A 19,113-nucleotide genomic window follows, 5' to 3' on the forward strand; every position below is an offset into this window, starting at 1 on the left:
ATTATTCGACGAGCGCGCGGGTCTGATCGCTCATCGCCGGATCGCTCTGGCCCTGCAGGAACGCTGCCCGTCCTGCGATGATGTCCGCGGTCATTTCAGGCTGGCTCGAAACCCAGAATTTTCCTTCGGCAAGACCTCGCATCATGACAGCGCATCCTTCCTCCAGGTCCATCCCGTAGTTCGCCATCATGTCGTGCATCGAGCGGCGAAAGCGCTCTGCGCTGTCAGGTTCCCCCGCACTGTTTTCGGCGTTGAAAATGTTGGTTCGGATCATCCCTGGGATGATCGAACAAACGTGGATCGGCGCCTGCTTGAGCTGCATCTCGAGGAACAGGCACTCGCTGAAGCTCTGAACAGCGTGCTTGGTGACCATGTATGCCGATTGCGTCGGCATCATTCCGAAGGATCCGACAGAGGCGAGGTTACCGATCCAGCACTCCGCGCCGCTTTCAAGCATCTTCGGGACGAACGCACGGACCCCGTGAACCACGCCATGAAGGTTGACGTCGAGCGTCTTCTCCCACCGTTCGACCGGGATTTCCCAGGCAAAACCCAGGGTCTCGATGCCGGCGTTGTTGACCAGCAGCCGTACGCTGCCGTGGCGGTCGAACACGTCGTGCGCCAGCCGGTCGAGCTCTGCCGGCTGCGAGACATCGAGCTGGAATGCTTCCGCCTTGCCGCTGACGTCGCGAATCTGCCTCGCGACCGCCTGCGCTGCAGCATCGTCGATGTCAGCCACGATGACATGCATGCCGATCGCCCCCGCGCGGCGCGCGAACCCAGCGCCGATGCCCGAACCCGCGCCGGTGATGACGGCCACTCCGCCAGCGAACTTCTCTTCTTCCAAACTCATCGGGTCCTCGTTCAGGCTGGATCGTGGTTGATATATCGCGCGCGATACTCGGAAAATTCCTGCAAGATGTCTTCCTCCCGCAGTCCGAAGCGCTCGAGAGAGTAGGCATGGGCCGGGCGCTGCTCGCGCTTGTTGCCGGCGAGGAATTCTTCCAGCGCGGCGTCCATGCCGGTATCCGCCTCGATACCCATTCGCGACAGGACCATGCGCGCCTGGCCGAGCGGATTGCGGACCACGTCGCGATAATCGATGTCGATAAAGCGATCCTCGCCGATGCGGCCTCTCGCCGCTTCAAAGCGCCGCATCCATTGGACGAGCCTATGGAACCAGAAATGCGCGACGGCGCGTTCCTCCAACTCGGCGCTCAATTTGTAGAGCGACACTTCCATGCTGATGTAGGAGGGCACTACATCGAGCGGATCGCGGTGCGTCATGATCAGAAGCGCGTCAGGGAATGCACTCGCCGCGGTCTCGGCATAAGGCAGGTTTGACGGGCTTTTCAAAATCCACTTCGCGCCGCGCCGCGCCGGATCCTGCCACTGGAGATACTTGAGGATCGTCTTGAGATCCTCATGCCCGCGGCTCTGATCGTAATCGTCGAGCCAGCTAGAGAAGGACGGCACGAAGCTCATTCCCTCGATCATAGTTGACACGAACATCTGCCCCAGGATGAGGATTTCCTCGTCCGGGGCGTCAGGCTCCAGCGGGTGGATCGACGCGAGTTCGGGGGCTGCTTCCAGCCACCCTGCGATCATCGCTTCGGCATACGCGCGCCGCCCGACCGGCTTACCCGGCTCCTCATCCGGAAACGGGGCGAAATTCTGGGCTTCGAACCACCGGATCGCGGTCATGCCCGGCGCGCTTGCCAGCAGACGCTGGAATATTGTGCTTCCAGTCCGCGGCAGGCCCAGGATGATCCCTGCAACATCGACGGTTTCGTCGAGAATCTCGGGATTGCGCTTAATGTCGTCGATCATCCGCAGGCGGCTGGCGAGGCCCTTGACGATGATCTCGGTCTGGCCGGTTACACCTGCAGCCGTGAGCGCCGCTTGTCGATTCGCCGCATCGACAAACGCCCGCATCGGCTCGAGGAACCAGGTATCGCCGAAGTCGGACAGGCCCGTTCGCTGACGAGCCTGCTCGAGCAGCGCGTCACAATCCAACACCGGAACCTTGGACACTGGGTCGGCTGTCATAGTTGTCTCCCGCCCGCGACGCTACGCTGACCCGAGGGGCGAAGCAATACGCCAATGCGCAATCCTAAGGGACGGGTTGCCCGGATTGCGCAAAGGTGCCCCGGATCTTTTACGCGAAAGCTATGCCGCTAGCGCCTCTTCTGGTTCGGGCGGAAACAAGGCCGGCTTGCCGGGATCATAGACCTCGGTGAGAAGGGTGATGAACGCGGTGTCGATCAGCGGATCGCTGGGAACCTCGAAAGTAATGTCGCGAGCGCGCAAGTCGGCAATCAACATATCGAATATGCGTTCGTGACCGATATCGTCGGTGTGATCGAGCGTCATGCGAAGCTCTTCGTAATCCATGAAGATATCCGCGCCCCAATGGACGAGCAGACGGAACTCCTCTTCCGGCACGCGCTGGATCACCCGGCCGTCGGTAAGGATTTGCCAGCCACCTGCCGCCTCAGGATCGGGCTCCATGACCGATTGGATCGAAAGCCCTTCCGGACGGCGCAGGGCCGCTGGGCCGCACGCCTCGGCCGTGTGGTACATCATCTCGTTTTCGACAACCACGGCACGACCCCACATCGGCGCCTTGACCTGCTTGGGCGGCGCGGAAAGCCCATCGGGCCAGTAGTTGAAGCCGCCGCCGACCTTCCCCTGGTAATACCAGGCGATGACCTGGGCCTTCTTGGCCTGCCAACGTTTGAACAGACCCGACTTCACCATCATGTTCATCAGCCACACGGGGGTGGTCTGATAGCTGATCCCACGAAACCGGGTGGCATCGACATGCGGAGTGTCGGTTCCGGGACAAGGCCCCTGGATGTTGAACAGCATGCTTTCGGGCCTGGCGTAGGCCGCGCCCCAATAGCCGCGCACCAGATCGAGGAATTGCTGGTTGAGAAAGCAATCCTCGATTTCCGAATGGAGCGCCGTGTGACCCTGGGCAAAGTAACCCCGGAAGACCGGCGTCAAGAACATGTCCCAAGTCGGCGTGAATCCTTCCGGCATCTTTCCCGACGTTGTCGCGACCACTTCTTCGGGCGACTTGAAGTGCTGTGCGAGGATCAGGCTCCACGGGCCTTCGCGTCGCACCACGTCGAGCATGCGCCGGTGCTGGTCCGCAGTAAACGCGTTCTCGATGATCCGCGGTTCGGAGACGGGACGAAATATATCGGCGGTGCGAGTCACAGGCGAGCTCTCCAAATATCCCCGCGCCTCCAGGCGCTGACGTCGTAGGTAGTATGCATTCACTTACATCAGGGCGCAAGTCGGTTCAGTGTGCCGGGCAAATGTCATCGGGCCCCCAGAAGGCTCGCAGGCTGGTGATTTTTCCTTCCTCGTCGAAGCGGCATGCGTCGATCGAGCGGATGCGCAGGCGGACGCCATTGGGCGGAGTGAATTCCACATCGAACGCGAACGCCGCCTCGTTCGAATGGGACCCGCGAACCGGCCCCACCGGAAAAATGCGTGCGCCGAATGCGACGGAATCAGCAAACCAGGACGCAATCTCCGTGCCCCGCTTGGGCGGCGAGCCGACCGGATCTTCGATGACAGCGTTGGTTGCGAAAAGCGCGACCAACCCCGCGGCGTCGCCGGCATTCGTGCGCTCGATATAAGCCTCGCAGGCTCTCTTCATCGTCGCTTGCGATAAAACCGCAATGTCCGTGCTCATTATCTGCTCCCACATCACACGAATGCGCAAGATGCTCGCGCCTGTTCTGCCGATACTTGCAAAGCTAACCACGATCTTGCGCAAATTGCGTAACAGAAGTACACGGTCTCCACAATTCGGCTCTGCCTGGCGTGCCTTTTGCGCATTAGGGTAGTTTAAAGACCGACGTCACGGAGAGCGAGCGATGGCCAAGACAAGCGAATACGGGTTGGGCGAATTTCCCTTCGCCCGGGGTTGGTACATGATCGGTGCGGCGACCGAAGCGACCTCGACTCCGTCGTCCCATCGATACTTCGGCAAGGATCTCGTTCTCTATCGCGGCGAGAGCGGCAAGGCGTATCTGACGGACGCCTATTGCCCGCACATGGGCGCGCACATTGCCCGCAACAAGACGAGCTACATCGTGCTCGACGGCGAGCACGTCGAAGGCGAATCGATTCGTTGCCCATTTCACGGCTGGCGCTTCGGACCGGATGGCCGGTGCAATCATATTCCTTATTCCGACTTCATTCCCAAGGCGGCGACCCTCCGGCACTACCCGCTGGAAGAGCGCGCCGGGATTCTGTGGGCCTGGCACGATTCGGAAGAACGGGAGCCCGATTATCCGCTGCCCGATTTCGGCGGCCATTACGGTGCGCCAGGCTGGGTTGAATGGAAGATCGACTTCATGGGGGATCTCGACGTCCACCCGGTGGAGGTTGTCGATAACATGGCCGATTTCGGTCACTTCATTCCCATTCACGGCGCGACCGACTGGCAGTATTTCGCCAACGAATTCCAGGATCACATCGTTCATCAATACTACAGCGCCGGACATCGGACGCTGACCAGCGATCCTGACGATATGCTCGTCCTCGATACCTGGTACACCGGGCCCGGATTTCTCCAGTCGGAGATGGCTGGCGCCTTCGACAGCTTCATCATGATCGCCAATACGCCGATCGAGGAAGACCGGGTCCGCGCGTGGCATGGTCTGATGGTGAAAGTGCACGACGGCAGTCGGGAGATCACCGACGAGGACCGCGCAAACGCCCTGCAATATCAGGAGGGCAGCCGCCTGGCCTTTGCCCAGGATGTCGAAATCTGGGCGAACAAGCGCGCGTGCATCAATCCGCTGGCGGTGCCGGCGGACGGGCCGTATGGAAAGCTTCGCCGGTGGTACGGCCAGTTCCACAATCCCCGCGACAAGGTTGCGGGCATTCAGGCGCGAGTGAACGGCACTGTCGTCACGCTCGACAAGCGGCAAGACAAGACCGCGGCCTGACACTCTCTAGGGGGACTGAACTTGGCATCCTTTCCGAAGGGTTGTGCGCTGGTCTTCGGCGGTAGCGGAGGCATCGGCAGCGGAGTGGCGCGCACGTTCGCCGCGAGCGGCAGCGATGTCGCCGTGGTTTACCGTAGCAAGTCCAGTCAGGCAGACGCGGTTGCGGCCGACGTCTCGGCGCTCGGCCGCGAGGGCAGCACGCATCGCGCGGATGTAACGGAGCCTGCCCAGGTCCGCGCCGCAATCGACGCGGCAGTCGCGCGGCATGGACGCGTGCACAGCATGGTCTGGGCGGCCGGCCCGCTGGTAAACCAGCGTTATCTCGCAGACACCCCGCTCGAGGAATGGCGACATGCCTTCGATGTCGAGGTGCATGGCTTCTTCACCGCGGCCACCGTGCTGATCCCGCACATGCGCAAGCATGGCGGGGGGAGCTTCGTGCACCTGGGCTCGGCCGGGCACGATTGGTGGCCTGCCCGCGACGGGATGTCGGTCGCCGTCAAGGCCGCCAACGAACAGCTCGTCCGGGGAATCGCCAAGGAAGAAGGCAAGCACAGCATCCGGGCCAACTCAGTGCTGGTCGGAGTCATCGATGCCGGGCAACTGCATACGCTGACCGAGCAGGGCCAGCTCGATGACCGATGGGTCGAGGAGACGAAGAAGCTGCTCTGCCTCAAACGCTGGGGCTCGCCCGAGGATATCGGCCAGGCATGCGTTTACTTCGCGTCGGACGAGGGTGCCTACACGACCGGTCAGTCGATCTCGGTTTCCGGCGGCTTCGGGGTGTGACCGCGGCCCGATGAAGCGCTGGCTTGTCCGCCTCCTCGTCGGCTTGCCGCTGACTGTGCTGGGGGTCGCCGCAGTCGGGGTCGCCTGGAACTGGGACACGATCCAGCGTGTGTTCCTGGGCGGCCTCAAGGTCTACGAAACCGAGCCGCCCGTGCTGCCTACGCAGTTGGCGCGGCCTGCCGTGCTGGTCTTTTCCAAGACGAACGCTTTCCGCCACGAAGAGGCCATTCCGGCAGCGAAGAGGTTACTTAGCGAGATAGCCGAGAAGCGCCGCTGGGGCATCTACCTTACCGATAATGGAGCTACCTTCGCGCCCGAACTGCTCGCCCGGTTCGATGTAGTCGTCTTCAACAACGTCTCGGGCGACGTATTCACACCAGCGCAGCGGAGCGCCTTGCGGTCATACCTTGAAAACGGCGGCGGCTTCGTTGGCATCCATGCGGCAGGCGACAATTCCCACCCCTGGCCGTGGTACGTAGAGCAGGTGATCGGCGCCAGGTTCATCGGTCATCCGATGGACCCGCAGTTCCAGCGAGCGACCGTCAACCGCCAGGATGCCGACCACCCTGCGGGCGCGAGAACTCCGGCGCGATGGAAGCACCGCGACGAATGGTACAGTTTCGCAGCCTCACCAAGGCGAGCGGGGGTTCACGTTATCGCTGCGATCGACGAACGTTCCTACTCGCCGGGGAGTTTCTTCGGCACCGATCTGGCCATGGGCAGCGATCATCCGGTTGCCTGGTGGCGATGCGTGGGCAAGGGGCGCGCGTTCTACACCGCGATGGGTCACACAGCGGCGTCCTACTCCGAGCCGGAGATGCGAGCGCTGATCGGGGGAGCCCTGGATTGGGCTAATGACCACGGGGGACCCTGGTGCTCCGAGAAAGCGGGCGGCGAGACAGCGCGCCAAGTCCGATGACTGAAATCGATTACATGCCCATGCTCGGATCGCCATCGACTCCGGTTGTCGTCACCGGCGGCGCTTCGGGCATCGGACTGGCGACCGCTTCTGCTCTTGCCGCAGTGGGGCGGCCGGTTTCGCTGTGGGACATCGATGGCGACAAGGCCCGCGCGGAAGCGGCAAGAATCGGGGCCAAGTTTGGCGTGCTTGTCCTGGGTCAGCGCGTGGATTTGCGCGATCCCCAAGCGGTGTCTCCTGCAGCCTTAGCGGCGCGCGACGCGCTCGGCCCGATCGGGGGGCTGGTCCATTGCGCTGGAACCGCCGAGCAGACCGGCATCGAGGGCGTGACACCCGACAACTGGGATGCCGGCCTCGCGCTCCACGCGCGGGCGGTCATCCAACTCGTCCAGGCTTTTCTCGCCGATCTCAAGGTTACTCCAGGCAGCGCAGTCGTCGCCCTGTCCTCGATCAACGCGAGCTTCGGTAACGGTACGATCCCGATATATTCCGCGGCGAAGGGCGCCGTCATCTCGCTCGTGCGATCGATGGCAGATGAGCTTGCCGGCCATGGCATCCGGATCAACACCGTCAGCCCGGGCATGATCGATACTCCGATCCTGGGTGCAGCGCGCGATGCGATGGAAGGCGTCTACCGTTCGCGGATCATGCTCGGTCGGTTCGGACGCCCGGAGGAAATTGGCCGCGCCATCCGCTTCCTGCTGTCTGACGAAGCCAGCTACCTGACGGCCGAGGACCTGGTGATTGACGGGGGAATCCTGCGATCCCAGCGCCCGTGATCGCGTTGCTCAGTCGCCCTGGAAGCTGACCACGACGCGAAGCGCCTCACCGGTTCTCATCAACTCGAAGCCTTCGTTCACCCGGCTCATCGGCAAACGATGTGTCACCAGATCATCGAGATTGAGCTTTCCTTCTACGTAGAGGTCGAGCAGGCCCGGAAGCTGGCTGCGGCCCTTGATGTTGCCCATGAACGATCCCTTGATCGTCCGCCCCATCTGCAGGTTGAAGGGGGTCACTTCCATCACTTCCCCATCGGGCGGGACTCCCAGAACGGTGCAGCAGCCGCAGCCCGCCCTGCTGGCGGCAAAGGCCTGCTGCATCAAGACGCCGCTGCCGACGCATTCGAACGTGTAATCGGCTCCGCCTTCGGTCAGCCGCAGGATCTCCGCGACAGGGTCACCGGCAGCGGGATCGACGAAATCGGTCAGTCCGAACGGGATGGCTTGCCGGGCCCGCGCGGGATTGCTGTCGATTCCGATGATCCGCGCCGCCCCTGCCAATCGTGCGCCTTGCACGACGTTGAGACCGATCCCGCCGAGTCCAAACACGGCCACGCTGGAACCGGCTTCTACGTGCGCCGTGTGAAGCGCGGCGCCGACCCCGGTCGCGACCGCACAACTGATCGTGCAGGCCAGTTCGAGCGGCACATCGGGCCTTATCTTCGCGACGCTGCGCTCCTTCATCACGACGAATCGTGAGAGCGCGCCCACGCCGGTGTAAGTCGAAACCCGCTTGCCTTCGAGCGAGAAGCGTGTCGGCTGCTCCATGATCTCCGCTAGCCAGAGCTCGCACAGATTGGTCTTGCCCGACAGGCAATTGCGGCATTGGCCGCACTCACCGATGCCCAGCGTGATCGCATGGTCGCCGCAGCGCAGACTTCGCACAGCCGCTCCGGCCGCGCGGACGATGCCGGCACCTTCATGCCCCACGACGACGGGAAAGGGGTAGGGTGCGGCCTTGCCCTCCAACTGACTGAGGTCTGTCTTGCACAAGCCGCAGGCAATGATTTCAATGAGGACTTCGTCGTCGCCGGGCTCCTCGAGGTCGAGCATTTCCAGCTTCAACGCCTCGCCCGGCATGTGACAGACCATCGCTTCGGTCTTCATCGTGCTTCGCCCGGAAGGTCCACCGCCGCGAGCGGAGGGCGGCCGAGGATCATGTCGGCCGCTTTTTCCGCCACCATCGCAACCGGGATCGCGGTGTTGCCGCCTGGCAGGTGGGGCATGACCGAGGCATCGACAACCCGCAGACTTTCGATGCCGTGCACGCGAAGCTGGGCATCGACCACCGCCATCGGATCGGTGCCCATGCGAGCGGTCCCCACCGAGTGATAGTCGGCCTCGGCACCGGCGCGGATATACGCGTCGACGTCCTCGTCGCTGGTGACCGCGGCGCCCGGAGCAAGTTCGTCGCCGCGCAAGTAGTCGAATGCGGGCTGGCCAAACACGTGCCGCGCGATGCGGACGCCTTCCCGCATGACCCGCCGGTCGTTCTTGCTGCCGTTATAATTCTGGTCGATCACGGGCGCCGCCGCCGGATCGCCACTGGCAAGCGACACGGAGCCCGTCGATTCAGGCCTCGCGACATTGATGTGGGCATAGAACCCATGCATCGGCACCATCTTCTGGCCGTTGTGGCTGAACAGGGCCATCACCAGCAGCATCTTGATGTCCGGTTCGTCGAGCGCGGGATCGGACTTCACGAAGCACGCGACCGACATTCCCGGGTCGGCTAGCGGACCCGATCGGAACAGCAGATACTGCCCCATCGCGGCAGCTCCCCGCAGCGGGTTGAGGTAGCGCAACATCGAAAGCGGCTTGGTCGCGCGATACTTCACGTGTGCGGCAAGGTGGTCTTGCAGGTTACGCCCCACGCCGGGCAGGTCTGCGACGACCCCTATCCCGTGCTCCGCCAGATGGCCGGCGGCGCCAATTCCCGACAGCAGAAGCAATTGGGGCGTGGCGATTGCTCCGGCGGCCAGGATAATCTCGCGCCGCGCGCGTGCCACGCGCACCGTGTCGGCGATGCGATACTGGACCGCGCAGGCTCGCCTGCCGTCGAAAACGACTTTTTCGGCAAGCGCGTTGGTCACGATGGTCAGGTTGGCGCGTCCCACCACTGGCGTGAGATAGGCCGACGACGCGCTTGACCGCCGGCCGCGGCCAACCGTCAGGTCGACCGGACCGAACCCTTCGCGGCGCGCGCCGTTGAAGTCGGCGCAAAACCCGTACCCCGCTTGCTGACCTGCCTCGATGAAGGCCTTTGCGAAGGGATGATCCTGACCTGCCCGGGTTACTTGGATCGGACCGTCCTGACCGTGCCAGTCATCCGCGTGCGGATGGAAGGACTCCAGCTTGCGAAAGTACGGCAGGACCTCGGCGAAGGACCAGCCGCTGTTTCCCGCCTGGGCCCAGCGATCGTAGTCCGAATGAAATCCGCGGTCGTAGACCATGCCGTTGATCGACGATCCGCCACCGAGGACCTTGCCGCGCGGAGTGTATAGCGCGCGGTCGTCGAGGTGCCGTTGCGGGGCCGACATGTATCGCCACGCGTGGCTGCCCGCCATCATGATCGGCAGCAGCCCGCCGGGTGCACTGATGAGCGGGCTCGAGTCACGACCGCCTGCCTCCAGCAGCAGAACTCGAGTCTGGCTGTCCTCACTGAGGCGACTGGCCAACACGCATCCGCCGACGCCCCCACCGACGATGACGTAATCGAATTCCTGTTCGTCCATGCGACTGTCCTGCAATTCCCCCTGACAGACTAGCCAGTCTTCCCCGCCGGTCCATATCGACGACCCCCTGAGACGCGTACGGGAGCGAGCTGCGCGTGTTTCATGGCGCAATGCGTGCAGATTGGCCGACGCAGTTCGGTGGCGATTTTGGGCAAGCAGCGCAGGGTTTGATACTGCTGGAGCCATGAAACACAGGAGAGCGATGTGCGAGTGATCTTGAACGCGGCGCAGTGCCAGGGTCATGCCCGATGCGAAGAGCTCTGCCCCGAAGTCTTCGCAACCGATGCGGTAGAGGGGAAGGCAATCGTTCTCCGGCCGGAATTCGGCGCGGAGCTTGAGGAGAAGGTTCGTCTTGCGGTTCGTAATTGTCCGGAGGGGGCACTGCGGGTCACACGGAAAGAGGGGACATCGGAGTGAACTACCAATTCCAACCGCCCGCGCCCGACCACGTGCCGGCCGAACTCATGGTCGATTTCGATTTCTTCGACATTCCGGAAGGCGTCTCCGACCCCGCGGAAATCTGGCATGACCTCGTCCGCCGAGGGGTGCCGAAAATCTTCTACTCCCCGCGCAACGGCGGGCATTGGGTGTTCCTGGACTACGAGGATATCGTCGAAGGATACCGCAACTACGAGACTTTCTCGACATATCAGACTCCGATTCCGCCGATCGAACCGTTCCCGGTCGTGCAACCGCAAGGTCTCGATCCGCCCGAGCACAACGTTTTTCGCCGACTTCTCGCCCCGTTGTTCACGCCCATCGCGGTGCGCGAGATGACAGAGGAGCTCGAACGCCGTTCTGCCTCGCTGATCGAGGGATTTGCCGAACGTGGAGAATGCGATTTCATCGCCGACTATGCGGAGAAGTTTCCGACCAGTACCTTCCTCTGGTTGTTCGGTCTGCCCGAGGATCGGCTCGACGAATTCCTGGTGATCGCCAATGTGTTCTTCCGGTCGACCGATGAGGCGGCCCGGGCACAGAACATCGACGACATCTACCGGGAACTCGACGCGCTGTTTCGCGCGCGGCGAAACCAGCCCAGGGACGACTGGGCCAGCGTCATCGTCAACGCAGTCGACGGCGAGGGCAATCATCACGATTGGACCGACATCCTCAATTGCGGCTTCCTTTTGTTCGTCGCAGGCCTCGATACCGTCACCAACACGATGGCCTACATCTGGCGTTATTTGGCGACGACTCCGTCCGCCCGGTCCGCGTTTCGCGAGCGGCTCGACGACCCCGATGCGTTTTTGAGGGCCACAGAGGAACTGATGCGGATCAACGCGGTCTCGAACCTCTACCGCAGGGTCACGCATGATTGCGTGTACAAGGGCGTGTCGCTGAAAAAGAACGATCGGGTGATCCTGCCCAACACCGTGGCCAACCGCGATCCGGCGAAGTTCGCCGAGCCGAGAACGATCGATCTTGACCGCAAGGTCAACGTTCATCTGACCTTTGGCGTCGGACCCCACCGCTGCGTGGGTTCGCATTTGGCCAAGCGCGAAATCATGGTCAGCATGCAGCAGTGGCTGCGCCGCATTCCCGATTTCGAGCTGGCGCCGGTTCAGCCGGACAGGGCTGTCTTCGGCGGCTCGGTGATGGGATTTACCGGACTGAAGCTGCGGTGGCCGCCCCACTGATCGTTCAGGTCGCCCGTACCTTGACCTTTGGTGGCGGGGTGCCTCGGCGCATTGTCTCAAGGAATTTGTCGAGCGGTGCTGGTTGAAACACCGGACCGCCGTGATCGCCGTCACGGTCCCAGTATTCGGCGAACGCCGGAAACAGCTTGTGAAAATTGCCTTCTGCCGGCTCGCTCCCCGGCCAGCGCATCTTGGCAGGGCCGACCGGCGGCTTCTTGAGATCGCTTGCGTACCAGTATAGCGGCAGGCGCCTCGCGAAGTACCAGCGACCGTCCTGCCGGAGGTAATCGTCGGCGTACATCATCTGCATGATGACCCACTCGTCGCCCGTCTCGTGCTCGTTCTTCGAATAGACGATGCCATGCGCGCGGTCTGAACCGTCGAACTCGATGATATGGCCGCCGATGTGATGCGAAGTGCCTGTGAATGGCGACCGAAGTGTCGCGTCCATGTATTCGCGCAGCGCCTTGCGGCCCGTTCGCTCCCGGCCGACGCGCACGCCTTCGGGGAACAGCGTCACCATCATATCGATGTCCCGCATGTCGAGACACAGGGCATACTTCGCGGGCAATTGCCGTATCTCGTCAAGCGCCTCGAGGCGCGCCAGCCGATTCTCGAGCGAGCGTTCGCTCATTGCTGGCCGGCGGCGGCGCCAACCGGGATTTCACCCATTGCGACAACCCTGGTTGAACCGTCGGCGTCGACGCTCTGGATCACCACGGATTTCTTGCGCGAGCGGGTTACGGCGATCCACCACCGGCCGTCCTTGCGAACATAAACATCCTCGTACTCGACCCCGAACTGGGTGAGGGTGCGCTCGGTCAGATTGACGTTATGAAAGGTCAGTGCCCACTGTCCCGTGGCCGCGTCCGGGCCATCGAACGCGATAACACCGTTGGCGGCGTGGTGGATATCGTAAATGCCGGGCGCGCACCCGAACTGGCGATAGATCGCCACGAAATCGTCGCGATTATCGAACCGAGGAAAGCCTTCGAACTCGATCACGGCATCGGGCAGCAAGGTGTCGCGGACGGATTCCGGATCCTTGCTGTCGCACGCCCTCAGATAGCGAGCCTTGAGATCGCGAATGGCGCGATCGTCCTCCAGACGCTGCAAGCGTTCCTCGACCGTCATCCCATTCTCCTCTTTGCGTAGATTGTGAAGCGGTCTATTACGCAAATCAAGCGCGATGGGAGAGTTCGATGCTGTTTGAAGGCAAGAGGGTGCTGATCACGGGTGCCGCCTCGGGGATCGGCCGGGCAACGGCGATCCGGTTCGCACAGGAAGGTGCCCTGATCACCATCGGCGATATCGACGAATCGGGGTTGGCCGAGACGGCGAGCATGATGGCTAGTGCGCCCCGGGTTCATCTTTACGATGCGAGCGATCTCGAAGCCAGCCGTGCCCTTGTCCGGGATGCTGCGGGCGACGGGCTGGACATTGTTTGCAATATCGCCGGATTGCTCAAGTGGGGCCGATCCGAAGAATTCAGTCTCGATGATTTCGAGCGTGTCCTCAAGATCAACACCACCAGCGTGTTCGCCATCTGCCAGGCGGCCTTGCCTCATCTCGTCGAAAGTCGCGGCAACATAGTCAACACCGCATCGACGGCGGCCTTGCAGGGCATCGCGTACACGATCGCCTATTCGGCGTCGAAGCACGCGGTCGCCGCGATCACCAAAGGACTGGCAGTGGAATTCGCGTCTCGCGGCGTACGGATCAACGCGGTGTGCCCAGGGCACGTCAACACCGCGATGGGCAATGCCGCCCCGCCTGAGGGCGACCTCGACTGGGCGATCGTCATGCGGAACGCGCCCAAGCTGGTCGACGGAATGTGCGAACCAGAAGACATTGCCGAGCTGTTCGCCTGGCTGGCAAGTGACAGGGCGCGCAAGGTCACCGGATCCTTGTTCACAATTGATGGCGGCCAGCTGGCGGGCTGAGCGATGCGCGTGCGGCTGCATCGCCGTTCAAGGGTGGTCGTCGAGGCGCGGGAGCCTTCGAACTGTCGGGTGGCGCCCCGTTTTTCCTGTAACGCATGTACACACGGTTAGGAGGGCCAAGCGATGGCTGGTAATCATAACGGCCCACTCGATCATGTGTGGCGCGAATTCTGCGACGAACTTGCCAAGGCCGGTGAGATTCTGGCTCGTCCGGCGGCTCCCGCCAGTCCGCTCGATCAGGCTGAGGGGCTGCGTTATCTCAGCCGCCTCGCGCGCACCGCGCTAAACATGCTGGTCGACAGTTCGGATCCCGACTTTCCGCGGCTGTTCCTGCTGACCGACGACAAGATCAAGATCGGCGCCGACAACCCCGACAACTTCTACCAGCAGGCGGTCATTGCCGGCGACCGCGACTACCGCATCAGCGGGAAGATCAATGGCGTCCCCTACCTGAGCTTCGGAACGAAGGCTAACCGCTACGCCATCGACGGGACGATGGCTTCGACCGGCGAAATCGAGCTTGGGCAGATGGAATTGAGCGAGGATGGCACGTTCGAGATCATCGCGAGCCGTCAACCGCGATCAGGCAACTGGTTGCCGCTTGCCGACGACAGCACCCTCCTGATCGTCCGACAGACCTTCGAGGACAAGGCCAGCCAGCGGCCGGCTGAGGTGCGTATCGAGCGCATCAGCGAGGGGCCCGCAGTGCCCGCACTCCTGTCGCCGGAGGCCATCCGCAGCCAGTTGCTGGGCGCCGCGGCCTGGACGCGGGGCACCGCCAATACGTTTGCCAACTGGGCAGAATGGTTCAAGCCCACCCCAAACCGCTTTTACGACGGCGATCAGACGGTGTTCCAGCGCGCGGGAGGCGATCCCAAGATTTGGTACGGGCACGCCTATTTCGAACTGCAGCCCGGCGAGGCATGGTTGATCGAGGTCGCGCCGCCGGAGTGCCGGATGTGGAATTTCCAGCTCGACAACTGGTGGATGGAATCGCTCGATCACGTTCACCAGAAGGTATGGGTGAACTCGCATCAGGCCAAATATGAGGATGATGGCCGGATAGCGGTCGTGTGCGCGGACCACGATCCCGGATTCGGCAACTGGATCGACCTGGCCGGGCATCGCAGCGGCACCGCCCTGTGGCGCTGGTTCGAAGCGGACGACTTCCCGTTGCCGCAAGGACGGGTTGTGCGGCTCTAGAGCTCTACGACGGCAAGCAGATGATTGTCCTTGCCCGGAAAGATGTAGTCAAACTCAAGGATCGCACTGTCGCCCAGTTGGCTCGCCTTGAGAATGTCCGTCTCCACGAACACCTGCACACCATTGCGGCCGTAGGCGTACCGCGTAACGTCGCCGAACAGGGGCGAGGCATCAAGCCGGGCGTCCACGTCCGCGTCTCCCGGCCGTGCGCGGTTCATGGTGACCTTCAAGCGGCCCTTGAGGTCGGGGTCGGTCTCCGCCTGCACCCGGAGGCAAGCGATCCTCTCTTCAAGCTCTTTCAGAGAGTGGCAAAGGAATCCGAAATGGAAGCTGGCCTCGGGGTCGGCGATCAGCGCCGCGCGCATAGCCTCGACTGCGGGGTGCTGTTCAGCCGTTCCGACCCCCAGCGCCGCGTGCGTCGCCGCGATGAGGTTCATCTGCGCTTCGGGCAGTGCGGAGAGATAGATGATGCCGTCGCCTTTCGCGAAGTGCGATCCATCAACCACGAAGCGGTAGAAGTTGCCGTGCGGAAGCGGCAGCATCTGGGTTTCTTCGAAGCCGAGTGCGGTCAGCAGCTTCGCCGCGGCCGGTCCGTCGCTCGCGTCGCCATAATGGAGGGCGATGTGCCCCAGACTCCGAGCGGGTGCTGCACTGGCCAAGCTGGCTCTCCTCAAGACGACCGCACTGAAACTGTGCGCCTAGCTTCAACGAGTTATCATCGGCGACAACGAGGCACAATATGTTAGTAAGTGCTTACAATGTATGATCGAGGCCAAGGTTGCGATCCGGTCGATCAGGCCGCCATTCGCAATCTTGTTGCGCTCTACTGCCGGGGTTGCGACCGCCGGGATTTTGCGCTGGTCCGCTCATTGTATCACGATGACGCGGTCGACGATCACGGGGCCATGTTCTGCGGCGGCCCCGATGCATTCGTGGAATGGTTACCCAAGGCGATGGAACCTTGGGAACTGACCATTCACTCACTGTCAAACAGCGTTATCGTGATCGATGGCGACGTTGCGGAAGGCGAGCACATGGTCCGCGCCTGGCACCGAACCCATCCACCCGATCGCCGCGAGGTTATCGTCTATGGCCGCTATCTCGACCGCTACCAGAGGCGGTTGGGCGAATGGCGCTTCCTGCGTCGATCCTTGGTGTTCGACCACGGTGAAACGAGGCCGGTCGATGAAGAGGCGCTGGCTGCTCTCGGACGTGATGCCGTCCATGGAACGGCCGATCGCGGTGATCCTTCGTGGGCGCTGGCACTGATCGCACGTTCGGGCGGCATTGCGCGGTGATGAACCGAACAGGACAGAGTTAACTCGATCGGGCGCGAACTCGCGCGGCAAAGCTCTAAGGAATGGATGTTCTGTTACGCAAAAGTGCATTTTGCTTTTCAGATGACCGCAATGTGCGTAGATAACTTGTCCACGGTACGCGGATGTGTGCTCGGCGAATTCGACCGTCCTTCACGGCGGCGCGGCAAACTGGCCAAGGGAGAGTGACTATGAGGAAGATCGCAGCGAAGCCCCGCCGCAGCCAGCGTCAACGCTGGCTTGCCGGGAGCAGTCTCGGTATCGCGCTGGCGGCCCTTCATCCGGTTGCAGCTGCAGCGCAGGACCAGCCGGAGCAGGCCTCCAACGGGTTCGACGCGATCATCGTTACGGCCAATCGCCGCGAGCAGGAAAATCAGGACGTCCCGATCTCGATCACGGCGTTCTCGCCCGAACGCCTCGAGCAACAGGGCATCACCAAGGAGCAGGATCTGCTCGCAAGCGTGCCGTCCCTGGTGGTGGGGCCAAATGGCCAGGGATCTCGCGAAACCCAATCGATCACCTTGCGCGGGCAGGGTGCGACCTTCCAGGCCGCCCCCGCCGTTCCGATCTACTTGAACGAGGTGCCACTCCTCGGCGCGATCACGCTGAGCCAGCAGGGTGGCCCGGGCAATTTCGTCGATCTGGAAAGCCTGCAGGTCCTGGCGGGTCCGCAGGGCACCCTGTTCGGCCGCAATTCGACCGGCGGTGCGCTTTTGCTGGTCCCGAAGAAGCCGCGGGACGAGTTCGGGGGATGGGCCAAGGCCGAGTATGGCAATTACGATCGCACCTATCTCGAGGGCGCGGTCAACGTCCCGATTGTCGGCGATGAGCTGATGGTTCGGGCAGTAGGCGCGATGCACAAGCGCGATGGCTACACGCGCGACGTCGTGTGGGACAAGTTCCGCGACGATGAGGACTGGTATTCGGGCCGTCTCGGCATCACGATGAAGCCCGCCGACTGGTTCGAAAACTACACGATGCTCTTTGGATCGAAGTCATCGACGAACGGCGCCGGCCTCATGCACAAAGGCTATAACACCGATGGGTTGAAGCTGGTCGGATTCTGCGCCGACCCACCCGCGAGCCCAATCCCGTTTCTTGGAGTACCGTGCGATGTTTACCGTTCGGTGACGGCGCAGGCCGATGCCTTGGGGCCGCGGCAGACCGCCTTCTCGACCGATGTGTTCCAAAAGACCTCGAGCTGGGGACTGACAAACACGACAACCATCGATCTTGCCGATCACCTCACGTTGCGCAACATCGCAGGCTACCAGAGCCTCAAGATCGCTTATCGTTACGACGGCGACGCGACGGTCCTGCAGCAGCATGATGTCGATCCGGGGGTATTGCCCGCGCCGGGCCAGGCGACGCTGCCCGACGGTACGCCTCTGGCCTACTTCAACTCGTCGCTCGCCAAGGAATTGCCGCGCGACGATTATGAGCTGCTGACCGAAGAGCTTCAGCTGCAGGGCAACATGCTCGACAATCGGTTCAACTGGACCGTTGGTGGGTTCTACTCCCATCAAAACCCGACCGGGCCTCAGGGAAGCGCGGCGGTTCTCTACTGCCCGGCGCTGTTCACCGGTTTCTGTGGCAGCTCCACCTCACAATCGTCCGTGAAGCAGGCATCGAACGCGCTATACGCGCAAGGAACCATCGATCTCGGCGTGTTCGCGCCCGGGCTTGACGGGCTGAGCCTCACCGCGGGGTATCGGCATACTTGGGACGAGATCGTCGGCAGCGCCTATCAATTCACGCCGGATGCCGCGAACCCGGCCAATGTCGTGTGTGCCGCCACAGGCATCTCGGTGCCGGCCGCTCAAGGCGGCAGTGCCTGTGAATTCAACTCCGTCTTGAAGACGAGTGCCGACACATGGCTCGTCGGGCTCGACTACAAAGTCACGGACGACATCCTGGTCTTCGGAAAGGCCAGCCGCGGCTACAAGTCGGGCGGCTTCAATCCATACGCCGTCTTCGTCGATACCCGCACGTTCGAACCCGAGTTCGTCACGACATATGAAGTCGGCATCAAAGCGGACTTCGAACTCGGGACGGTTCCGCTGCGCTTCAATGCCTCGGCCTATCACACCAAGTTCAAGGGCATTCAGCGCGCCGCAGGCGACTTCAATCCGTCGACCAACGCCGGCGGCGCCAAGACGCTCAACGCAGATGCGCGCATTCGGGGTATCGAGATCGAAGCCTCTGTGCGTCCTTTCAGCGGTTTCACGATCGGAGGCAACCTAAGCCTAACCGATGCGGACTACACCGAGTATACCTACCTCGTGAACAGTCCGGCGGGGCAGTTCGACTGTTTCGGCTACGTGCCCCAGGGTGGAACGGCGGACTCGTCGTGCCTCGACATGCAGTATGTCGCGGACACGATCTACAGCGTACATGCGTCATACGATGTCACCCTTCCAGGTAACGCGGGCGAACTGGCGTTTTTCGTCAACTATTCGCACACTTCAGAGCAGAATACGGAAGCGGTCAACATACCGGCCGTGCAACCGGGGTCGGTGCTGGAGCCGTTCGGGCTGCTCAGTGCATCGATTGACTGGCGCAACGTCGCCGGATCGAATTTCGACGTGGGCGTATTCGGGACCAATATCACCAACGAGTTATATCGCACGTCGAACTCGGACGTCTACCAGAACGGTGCACTTCTGTACTGGGCGACGCTCTATGGGGAGCCGCGCATGTACGGCCTGCGGTTGAAGTTTCACTTTGGCGGCGAGTGATCCGCACCTTTAAGCATTCATCGGGCGCGGATCGAAAGGTTCGCGCCCCATTTCTATTGTTCGCCTCTGGCGTAATGA

Annotated in this window: 19 protein-coding genes; 10 read left to right on the forward strand and 9 right to left on the reverse strand. The window is 62.3% G+C overall.

From position 1 onward, the window contains the following. Position 1: 1 nt before the first annotated feature. The 4 genes from E0504_RS18110 to E0504_RS18125 all read right to left on the reverse strand — a co-directional run bounded on the left by E0504_RS18110 (position 2) and on the right by E0504_RS18125 (position 3,709). A complete protein-coding gene (locus E0504_RS18110) occupies positions 2-853 on the reverse strand; it encodes an SDR family NAD(P)-dependent oxidoreductase (RefSeq protein ID WP_131625147.1) in 852 nt (283 codons plus the stop codon). A gap of 11 nt (positions 854-864) precedes the next feature. Beyond that, positions 865-2,049 carry a sulfotransferase gene (locus tag E0504_RS18115; protein ID WP_131625148.1) on the reverse strand — a complete coding sequence of 395 codons (1,185 nt, stop codon included), beginning with the start codon at positions 2,047-2,049 and terminating at the stop codon, positions 865-867. Between the two features lie 120 nt (positions 2,050-2,169). Beyond that, positions 2,170-3,225, reverse strand: a complete 1,056-nt coding sequence (locus tag E0504_RS18120) for a hypothetical protein (RefSeq protein WP_131625149.1) — start codon at positions 3,223-3,225, stop codon at positions 2,170-2,172. Between the two features lie 85 nt (positions 3,226-3,310). Further along, on the reverse strand, positions 3,311-3,709 hold the full coding sequence (locus tag E0504_RS18125) for a steroid Delta-isomerase (RefSeq protein ID WP_165938542.1): 399 nt from the start codon (positions 3,707-3,709) through the stop codon (positions 3,311-3,313). Between the two features lie 184 nt (positions 3,710-3,893). Between E0504_RS18125 and E0504_RS18130 the strand changes: the two genes are divergently transcribed. From E0504_RS18130 to E0504_RS18145, 4 genes are read left to right on the forward strand one after another with little or no spacing between them, the layout of a single operon-like run. Further along, a complete protein-coding gene (locus tag E0504_RS18130; protein ID WP_131625150.1) occupies positions 3,894-4,973 on the forward strand; it encodes a Rieske 2Fe-2S domain-containing protein in 1,080 nt (359 codons plus the stop codon). A gap of 15 nt (positions 4,974-4,988) precedes the next feature. Then, entirely contained in the window at positions 4,989-5,762 is a 774-nt protein-coding gene (locus tag E0504_RS18135; protein WP_131625151.1) for an SDR family NAD(P)-dependent oxidoreductase, read from the forward strand. Between the two features lie 10 nt (positions 5,763-5,772). Beyond that, positions 5,773-6,681 (forward strand): ThuA domain-containing protein, encoded by a 909-nt coding sequence (locus E0504_RS18140; RefSeq protein WP_131625152.1) that lies wholly within the window; start codon positions 5,773-5,775, stop codon positions 6,679-6,681. Further along, complete coding sequence (locus tag E0504_RS18145; RefSeq protein ID WP_131625153.1) at positions 6,678-7,460, forward strand: SDR family NAD(P)-dependent oxidoreductase; 783 nt, start codon at positions 6,678-6,680, stop codon at positions 7,458-7,460. The genes E0504_RS18140 and E0504_RS18145 overlap by 4 nt, the downstream gene beginning before the upstream one ends. Before the next feature lie 9 nt (positions 7,461-7,469). On the opposite strand, the gene E0504_RS18150 is transcribed toward E0504_RS18145, so the two are convergent. Together E0504_RS18150 and E0504_RS18155 are read right to left on the reverse strand one after the other, a co-directional pair. Next, the gene (locus E0504_RS18150) at positions 7,470-8,567 is read right to left on the reverse strand and encodes a zinc-binding dehydrogenase (protein ID WP_131625154.1); all 1,098 of its coding nucleotides are present in this window, start codon (positions 8,565-8,567) and stop codon (positions 7,470-7,472) included. After that, the gene (locus E0504_RS18155) at positions 8,564-10,195 is read right to left on the reverse strand and encodes a choline dehydrogenase (protein ID WP_131625155.1); all 1,632 of its coding nucleotides are present in this window, start codon (positions 10,193-10,195) and stop codon (positions 8,564-8,566) included. The genes E0504_RS18150 and E0504_RS18155 overlap by 4 nt, the downstream gene beginning before the upstream one ends. A 204-nt stretch (positions 10,196-10,399) precedes the next feature. On the opposite strand from E0504_RS18155, the gene E0504_RS18160 reads away from it, so the two are divergent. After that, positions 10,400-10,612: a ferredoxin gene (locus E0504_RS18160; protein WP_131625156.1), complete on the forward strand. Its 213-nt coding sequence runs from the start codon at positions 10,400-10,402 to the stop codon at positions 10,610-10,612. Beyond that, positions 10,609-11,835 carry a cytochrome P450 gene (locus E0504_RS18165; protein ID WP_131625157.1) on the forward strand — a complete coding sequence of 409 codons (1,227 nt, stop codon included), beginning with the start codon at positions 10,609-10,611 and terminating at the stop codon, positions 11,833-11,835. The genes E0504_RS18160 and E0504_RS18165 overlap by 4 nt, the downstream gene beginning before the upstream one ends. Positions 11,836-11,839: 4 nt before the next feature. Here the strand turns inward: E0504_RS18165 and E0504_RS18170 are convergent, their stop codons facing one another. Together E0504_RS18170 and E0504_RS18175 are read right to left on the reverse strand one after the other, a co-directional pair. Beyond that, positions 11,840-12,469, reverse strand: coding sequence for a nuclear transport factor 2 family protein (locus E0504_RS18170; RefSeq protein ID WP_131625158.1), 630 nt, complete (start codon positions 12,467-12,469; stop codon positions 11,840-11,842). Next, positions 12,466-12,969 carry a nuclear transport factor 2 family protein gene (locus E0504_RS18175; RefSeq protein WP_131625159.1) on the reverse strand — a complete coding sequence of 168 codons (504 nt, stop codon included), beginning with the start codon at positions 12,967-12,969 and terminating at the stop codon, positions 12,466-12,468. Before E0504_RS18175 ends, E0504_RS18170 begins: the two co-directional genes overlap by 4 nt. Before the next feature lie 68 nt (positions 12,970-13,037). Between E0504_RS18175 and E0504_RS18180 the strand changes: the two genes are divergently transcribed. After that, positions 13,038-13,778 (forward strand): SDR family NAD(P)-dependent oxidoreductase, encoded by a 741-nt coding sequence (locus E0504_RS18180; RefSeq protein WP_131625160.1) that lies wholly within the window; start codon positions 13,038-13,040, stop codon positions 13,776-13,778. Between the two features lie 123 nt (positions 13,779-13,901). Then, positions 13,902-14,981 (forward strand): DUF1214 domain-containing protein, encoded by a 1,080-nt coding sequence (locus E0504_RS18185; RefSeq protein WP_131625161.1) that lies wholly within the window; start codon positions 13,902-13,904, stop codon positions 14,979-14,981. Here E0504_RS18185 and E0504_RS18190 read toward each other — a convergent pair. Further along, entirely contained in the window at positions 14,978-15,640 is a 663-nt protein-coding gene (locus tag E0504_RS18190; protein WP_207974448.1) for a hypothetical protein, read from the reverse strand. The two genes, E0504_RS18185 and E0504_RS18190, sit on opposite strands and share 4 nt — an antisense overlap. A 99-nt stretch (positions 15,641-15,739) precedes the next feature. Between E0504_RS18190 and E0504_RS18195 the strand changes: the two genes are divergently transcribed. After that, a complete protein-coding gene (locus tag E0504_RS18195; RefSeq protein ID WP_131625163.1) occupies positions 15,740-16,279 on the forward strand; it encodes a nuclear transport factor 2 family protein in 540 nt (179 codons plus the stop codon). A gap of 209 nt (positions 16,280-16,488) precedes the next feature. Further along, positions 16,489-19,035, forward strand: a complete 2,547-nt coding sequence (locus E0504_RS18200; protein ID WP_131625164.1) for a TonB-dependent receptor — start codon at positions 16,489-16,491, stop codon at positions 19,033-19,035. Positions 19,036-19,113 lie beyond the last annotated feature (78 nt).

This window comes from Parafrankia sp. BMG5.11 (genome assembly GCF_004337455.1).